This is a genomic window from Colwellia echini, assembly GCF_002843355.2.
GTDB lineage: Bacteria > Pseudomonadota > Gammaproteobacteria > Enterobacterales > Alteromonadaceae > Colwellia > Colwellia echini.
In genome coordinates this window covers 23,276-30,317 of record NZ_PJAI02000027.1, presented here as the reverse complement: position 1 = coordinate 30,317, position 7,042 = coordinate 23,276, and the positions used below count along the sequence as shown (strand labels likewise).

6 protein-coding genes are annotated in these 7,042 nt (G+C 37.6%); all 6 read left to right on the top strand.

The window, feature by feature from the left end; genetic code table 11:
- Positions 1–697 precede the first annotated feature (697 nt).
- Positions 698–1,528: a DUF3450 domain-containing protein gene (locus CWS31_RS15955; protein ID WP_101343748.1), complete on the top strand. Its 831-nt coding sequence runs from the start codon at positions 698–700 to the stop codon at positions 1,526–1,528.
- A 2-nt stretch (positions 1,529–1,530) separates the two neighbouring features.
- Positions 1,531–2,952, top strand: coding sequence for a MotA/TolQ/ExbB proton channel family protein (locus CWS31_RS15950; protein ID WP_246143569.1), 1,422 nt, complete (start codon positions 1,531–1,533; stop codon positions 2,950–2,952).
- Positions 2,953–2,955: 3 nt separating this feature from the next.
- Complete coding sequence (locus tag CWS31_RS15945; protein ID WP_101343684.1) at positions 2,956–3,483, top strand: MotA/TolQ/ExbB proton channel family protein; 528 nt, start codon at positions 2,956–2,958, stop codon at positions 3,481–3,483.
- A gap of 172 nt (positions 3,484–3,655) precedes the next feature.
- A complete protein-coding gene (locus tag CWS31_RS15940) occupies positions 3,656–4,066 on the top strand; it encodes an ExbD/TolR family protein (RefSeq protein ID WP_211355851.1) in 411 nt (136 codons plus the stop codon).
- Positions 4,067–4,128: 62 nt separating this feature from the next.
- Positions 4,129–4,764 (top strand): energy transducer TonB, encoded by a 636-nt coding sequence (locus tag CWS31_RS15935; RefSeq protein ID WP_101343685.1) that lies wholly within the window; start codon positions 4,129–4,131, stop codon positions 4,762–4,764.
- Positions 4,765–4,894: 130 nt separating this feature from the next.
- Positions 4,895–6,259, top strand: coding sequence for a tetratricopeptide repeat protein (locus CWS31_RS15930; RefSeq protein WP_101343686.1), 1,365 nt, complete (start codon positions 4,895–4,897; stop codon positions 6,257–6,259).
- Positions 6,260–7,042 lie beyond the last annotated feature (783 nt).

Here is a 7,042-nt window from a genome sequence, read left to right as displayed (position 1 = left end):
ATCCGTCCCGAACAACCCACGTCATTCCCGAAGTGGCTTGTCGGGAATCCAGTTTGGTTGTTTTAAGTAAGAAAGCACAATGTAATGGATTCTCACTCAAGAATAAAAAGTAACAAGTAATAGATTCCCACCAAGACAACGTGGGAATGACGGTAATTAATAGATTCCCACCAGGACAACGTGGGAATGACGGTAATTAATAGATTCCCACCAAGACAACGTGGGAATGACGGTAATATAGTCAAGCCCCATATTGTCATTAACTCGAAATATTATCGTCATATTAATGTCATAACTACTGCGCATAATGCTCAACATGATTTATTTAAATACAACCATTGCTTGAACAAATTTGTATTTCATTATTCATATTCCTGTTGACTTTACGCAGTATAGATTTCCCAAGTCTATGCTGCGTTTTTTTTATACTATACAAGCCCATCATATTTATTTAAATCAATTAAAGCGATAACTTATTCGCTTTACAGCCAATTAAAATGGGCTGTCATCAAAATGAAATATTACTGAAACTTAAGTGTCATATTTCTGCAGTTTAAGTGTCACATTTCATCGGTAAACTTCGCGGCATACAGTTAATGCTGAAGATGCAGCGCGCAATACTGCGCTCTGATGTTAAGCATTATTAATTATGAATAATTATTTAAAAATAATTAATTTTAGTGAAGAAGGTAAACCTATGAAGTTATCTAAACTAGCGCAAGCGAGTTTATTGTTAAGCGTAAGTGCCACAAGCTTAATGTTTTCATCTCTGTCATATTCAGAGGCGCTAGCGACATCCGACAATGATCAATTAACACATGTTGTTAATGCGGGTCAGCAAATAAATGATTCAGCTGCCAAGTCACAGCAAAAAGTAAATCGCTTAACTGATCAGGTACTTACCAAGTTACAGCAGTTTCATGTGGTGACGAAAGAAGTGGATGGTTTAACTGTTTATAACCAACAAATGCAAGCGCAACTTGATAACCAAATGAGCGAACTAACTCAGTTAGCTAACTCAATGGAAGAAGTAAGTGTTATTGAACGTCAAATATCACCGTTAATGGCGCGCATGATTAGCACTTTAGATACTTTTGTAAATCTTGATGTTCCATTTTTACCGGAAGAGCGTGCTAAACGTGTTGACGATCTAAAAACCATGATGACACGTGCTGATATCTCTGTGTCTGAGAAGTTTCGTCGTGTACTTGAAGCGTATCAAATTGAAGTGGATTACGGGCGTACTATTGAAGCATACAGCGGTCTTTTAGATGTTGATGGAACAACAATGGATGTTGATTTTCTACGTATTGGTCGTGTGAGCTTGGTTTATCAAACACGTGACGGTAGTCGTTTAGGTGAATGGAAACAATCTGCAAACGGTGAAGGCCAATGGCAAGAATTGTCGCAAGACTATCGTTTAGGTATTAATAAATCCTTACGTATCGCCCGCAAACAGTTAGCACCAGACTTGATTATGGTACCTGTTTCAGCACCGACTAATGCCACAACGTCACAAGCAGAGTAATAATGATGACTATTAATCCTACAAAAATGAAAAGCACAGTAACTAAAACAATCAAAAAAGCGTTAGCTATTTCAACATTTGCAATAGCTTCATTCAGCACTGCTAGTTACGCCCAAGAAGCAGTAAGCTTAGATGACTTACTTACTCAATTAGAGCAAGGTAATATTTCGCAAACTAAGCAAAATAAAGCCCGTGAAGCTGAATTTAAAGCGAAAGTTAATCAACAGCAAGCCATGTTAAACGACATGAACGAACAACGTGATCAAGCGTTAGAGTTGAGTGTAGAGCTTGAGCAAGCGTTTGCTGCCAATGAAATTGATTTAGCCAATAATGCCGATGCACTTGATAAGCGTTTAGGTGAATTAAAAGAATTGTTTGGTGTGTTACAGCAAGTGTCTGGTGATACGCGCAGTAAATTTCAAACTTCTGTTATATCAGCGCAAATTCCTGGCCGCGGTGTGTTCTTAGATGAGTTTGCACAAAGCATGGGGTCTAGCTCAAAACTTGCTTCAATTGCAGAAATTGAACGCTTATGGTTTGAATTACAACGTGAAATGACGCAAAGCGGTAAGGTTGTTAAATTTGACCGTGAAGTAGTTAAAGCAAACGGTGACCGTAGCAATGAAACGGTTACACGCGTTGGTGGTTTTAACTTAATTTCAGATGGTAAATACCTAGAATACATTGATGAAACAGGTACTGTTGCTGAGCTTATCAGACAGCCATCGGGCCGTTATTTAGCAACCACAACTGACTTATTCAATAGCTCTGGTGAAACGGCTGCGTTTGCATTAGACCCAACAGGCGGTTCAATTTTAAGTTTGTTAGTACAAGCACCTGATTTAAAAGAACGTGTAGACCAAGGTGGTCCAGTAGGTTACATCATCTTAGCTATCGGTTTAGTTGGTTTACTTATCGCTTTAGAACGTTTAATCAGCCTAGTTATTATTGGTTCAAAAGTAGAGCGTCAACTTAAGTCTCCAGTTGCTTCAAACGATAACCCGTTAGGTCGTGTTATGCAGGTTAAAGACAACAACCCTGGCTTAGACACTGAAACATTAGAATTGAAATTATCAGAGTCTATTTTACGTGAAGTACCTAAGTTATCTAAACGCTTAACCTTAATTAAAATCATCTCAGTGGTTGCTCCGCTAATCGGTTTATTGGGTACAGTAACCGGTATGATTAACACTTTCCAAGCGATTACATTATTTGGTACCGGTGACCCTAAATTAATGGCTGGCGGTATTTCTCAAGCCCTTGTTACTACTGTTCTTGGTTTGGTTGTTGCAATTCCAATGGTATTCATTTTTGCTTACTTAAACGGTCGTAGCCGCAACATTGTAAATATCTTACAACAAGAAAGTACGGGCATTATTGCTGAGAGATCTGAAAGCCAAGAGAAAGCAGGCCAAGGAGCATAACTAGTGATTGCTTTAATGGAAATGTTTGATGCCATTAATGAATTCATGGATACCGGCGGTCAAGTTTTAATCGTGATTGCCGCCGTAATCTTCATTATGTGGTTATTGATTTTTGAACGCTTCGTGTTTGTTTTTTATAGCTACCGTAGCTTAAGAAAACACATTGTTAGTGTGTGGAAAGGTCGTGAAGATCAAACCTCTTGGAATAGCACACAAATACGTAACGCGTTAATTTCTCGCGGTACAACTAAGTTAAATCGCAATATAGCGCTGATTCAATCACTTGTTGTTTTATGTCCGTTATTAGGTCTGTTAGGCACAGTAACCGGCATGATTGAGGTATTTGACGTGATGGCTATTTCTGGAAGTGGTAATGCAAGGTCAATGGCATCGGGAGTATCACGCGCAACGATCCCAACTATGGCTGGCATGGTTGGTTCACTTTCGGGTGTATTTACAGTGACTTGGTTACGTCGTAATGCGAAAAAAGAAGCCGAGTTACTTGCCGATAAGCTAACGGTTAAGCATTAAGCTTACCTTAGTGTTAGGCCTTACTTTAAATCATAGAGTTTAAAGTAAGGTCTTTAAAAAATAACAGGTCACTATTGTTAAGCGTATTTCATGCAAACAACAAAACATGAAATAGCAATAAGTAGTAATCACTAATAATAGTTACCCAAAATAAGAGTTGTTGGAGTTAGTTATGCGTCATTTAAATCAAATGTTACAAGATCAAGATGAGAAAGAAGAAATTGATATGACACCTATGCTTGATGTTGTTTTCATCTTGCTTATCTTCTTCATCGTTACCGCTTCATTTGTAAAAGAAGCTGGTATTGATGTTAACCGTCCAGAAGCCGCGACCGCCGTTAAAAAAGAGCGCGCTAACATCTTAGTAGCAATCAGCGACAAAGGTGATATTTGGATCAACAAACGTAAAGTTGATGTACGCAGTGTACAAGCGAACATTGAACGTTTAAAAGCGGAAAATCCACAAGGTACGGTTGTTATTCAAGCCGACAAAAAAGCGACTACAGACACCTTAATTAAAGTGATGGACTCTGCTCGTGCAGCGGGTGTTTATGATGTGTCAATTGCCGCACAAGAAGGCTAGTTTTATTTTAACGCAAATAACAGTTAATGATAAAGCTAACGGAAAAAGGTTAAGGAACAAATATGTCACAACAAGTTATTATCCGCAGTGGCGCTAGATACGTTATTGCAGGCGCATTAGCAATAAGCATGACCTTTCTTCTACTTTGGGGAATGCAAAAGTTAATTGCTGGTGGAAATGATGTCATGACAGAGCCTGCAAAAGGCAATGTGCTAGATTTCATTCGCTTGAAAAAAGATGAAGCGGTAGTAAAAAAAGAACGTAAACCACAAAAACCGGCTAAGCCAAAAGAGCCACCACCACCGATGAACGCACCACAAATGCAGCAATCTAACCCTAATGCCAATGCAGCTAAAAGTAGTTTTGCGGCAGATATTCAAACGGATATGGGCTTGTCAGGTGGATTGAGTTTAGACACAGGTGATGGTGATTACTTACCCATTGTTAAAGTTGCCGCAGTTTATCCTCGACGCGCACAATCTCGCGGTATTGAAGGTTTTGTTGTAGTTGAGTTTGTTGTAACTAAAACAGGTGCAGTTACTGATGCGGTTGTAGTGCAATCAGAGCCAGAAGGGGTATTTGATAGAGCAGCACTTGATGCGGTAGCTAAATTTAAATACAAGCCTCGTGTTGTAGACGGTGTTGCTATGGAAGTTGCTGGTGTACAAAACAAAATTAGTTTTGAAATTGACGGCTAGCCTTGCCTCTTAAGTATTGGGCTTAGCAACTGCGTAATAAACACGCGATATGAATCAAGCATTCCTGAACTAATTATTAGTTGGGAATGCATTTTTAATTTTTACACTTTATATATTTAAGGAGTAAGTTATGAGAAACAAAAACACTTTATTACTAACAACCGTGTTTAGTTTAATCGTGACACTAACGTCAAACAACGTTTTTGCCGAACAAGCAAATACTGATAGCGCAGACACAACACAAGAAAGTAGCGCTGACGAACCACGTGCTAGTAAAAAAGTACCCGCAATGCGTAATCGTGTTTATGCACAATTAGCGCGCGCACAAGCTCTTGCTGATGCGGGTGATAAAGCAGCAGGTTTTGAAGTACTGGATGAAGTGAAAGAGCAACTCGATAACTTAAATAGTTATGAACGCGCTATGTTATATAACTTCTATGGCTTTATGTATTATTCAAATGATGATCTAGCTTTAGCAATTGAAAGTTTTAATAATGTTGTTGCAGAAACTGAAATACCAGACAGTTTGGTATTATCTACGTTGTACTCTCTTGCGCAATTAAGCATGCAACAGCAAGACTTTAAGCAAGCGTTGGTTTACCTCAAAGAATGGGAAACACTTAATGGAAAACCATTAACAGCGACGCAAGAAATGTTGTTCGCGCAAGTCTATTATCAAGATAAAGACTTTGTAAACAGTTTAAAACATACAGAAATGGCTATTGAGTCAGTTGAAGCTGAAGGTAAAGACCCAAAAGAAAATTGGCTTACGTTACAGCGTGCAACTTACTATGAATTAAAACAGCCTAAACAAGTAACTAAGGTTATGGAAAAACTGGTGCGTTTGTACGACAAACCACAGTATTGGTTACAACTATCAAGTATGTATGGCGAAATTGGTGAAGAAACTAAACAAATGGCAGTAATGGAAGCTGCTTATCAAGCAGGTTATGTTGTAGAAGAAAGTGACATTAGTACTTTATCTCAACTTTACTTATTCCACGGTGCACCTTATAAAAGTGCGGCAGTGTTAGAAATGGCTATAGAGCAAGGTGCGGTTACTGCTGATGAAAATAACTTAAATCGTCTGGCTCGTTCATATTTAACAGCCAAAGAAGACGAGAAAGCCATTAAGGTATTACAACGCGTAAGTAATATTTCGCAAACAGGCGAATACGATGCATTATTGGCGCAAACCTATTTAAATACTGAGCAATGGCAAGCGGCGATTGAAGCATCGAACGTTGCTTTAAACCGTTTTTCTAACCAAGCTAAACAAGCTGATAATAACACTATAAATAATGAAAAAGACGTAGCCAACATGTATTTAATTTTAGGAATGGCCAACTTTAATCTGAAAAAATTTGATCGCTCATTGTCAGCATTCAATAAAGCAACTCAATTTAGCAGCACACAAAAATCTGCTGAACAATGGAGTAAATATGTTGAGCGTGAACAAGAGCAGTATGAAATACAGCTAGCTATGCTTAACTAACCTTAGCCTGCTTAAATAACTTGAATTCGGGGTAAGAAAAATACGACAACAGCTCTAATTATGTGTAGTCACTTATATTAGCTGTGTTGTGAAAACTCCCAATAACCAGTTATTGGGAGTTTTCTCGCCTTTAATTACGAACAATTAAAACCATTGTAGAAGTGTGATAGTAACTAATTGATATTATAGGGTTATACATATTCATTGTCCCTAGTTCAGGTTAAATAAATTAATTACATAAACGCAAAGCGCCTACGGGCGTTTTTTTTATGTGTAATACCCAATTGCTCAACAGCTTGTAACAAATATTCTATTTTAATTTGTAATTAATTTGCTCACTTAACTCGAAATAATGCCAAAGTTCAGGCCTATCTAATGGTGTCTTTTAGGTAATAACGGATTACCAAGGTTAATTATTTTTCGATTGGGTAAATCAGCTTTATTGATACTCCCCAAATAATAAGCTTCAAAAATATCTTTCAATTTACCTTGTTCAATCATTTTTTCTAATCTTCATGTTAACCTTTTCACTTATTTTGGGTTACGCAGGTGAAACAAAAAGATAAACAGGGCTAGGACAATATAGAGCTAAATTGGGTTCAATAAGAATATTAGGTAGGCTATTAGCTCTGCTTGATACTTCATCAAAAAATTTGATGAATCCCTCCAGAAATATAATCAAAACGATCTTTATTTAACATGCCCAATATTGCTTCATTTTTTATTAACAAAAAATGTATCTCTATAGCTGTTGAGGTATAGTATGGTTTTATTAGTCATAAA

What these genes read in the sequence shown, in the direction of transcription:
- CWS31_RS15955 (WP_101343748.1), top strand. Translation starts at nt 698, where the DNA reads ATGAAGTTATCTAAACTAGCGCAAGCGAGTTTATTGTTAAGCGTAAGT.
- CWS31_RS15950 (WP_246143569.1), top strand. Translation starts at nt 1,531, where the DNA reads ATGATGACTATTAATCCTACAAAAATGAAAAGCACAGTAACTAAAACA.
- CWS31_RS15940 (WP_211355851.1), top strand. Translation starts at nt 3,656, where the DNA reads ATGCGTCATTTAAATCAAATGTTACAAGATCAAGATGAGAAAGAAGAA.
- CWS31_RS15935 (WP_101343685.1), top strand. Translation starts at nt 4,129, where the DNA reads ATGTCACAACAAGTTATTATCCGCAGTGGCGCTAGATACGTTATTGCA.
- CWS31_RS15930 (WP_101343686.1), top strand. Translation starts at nt 4,895, where the DNA reads ATGAGAAACAAAAACACTTTATTACTAACAACCGTGTTTAGTTTAATC.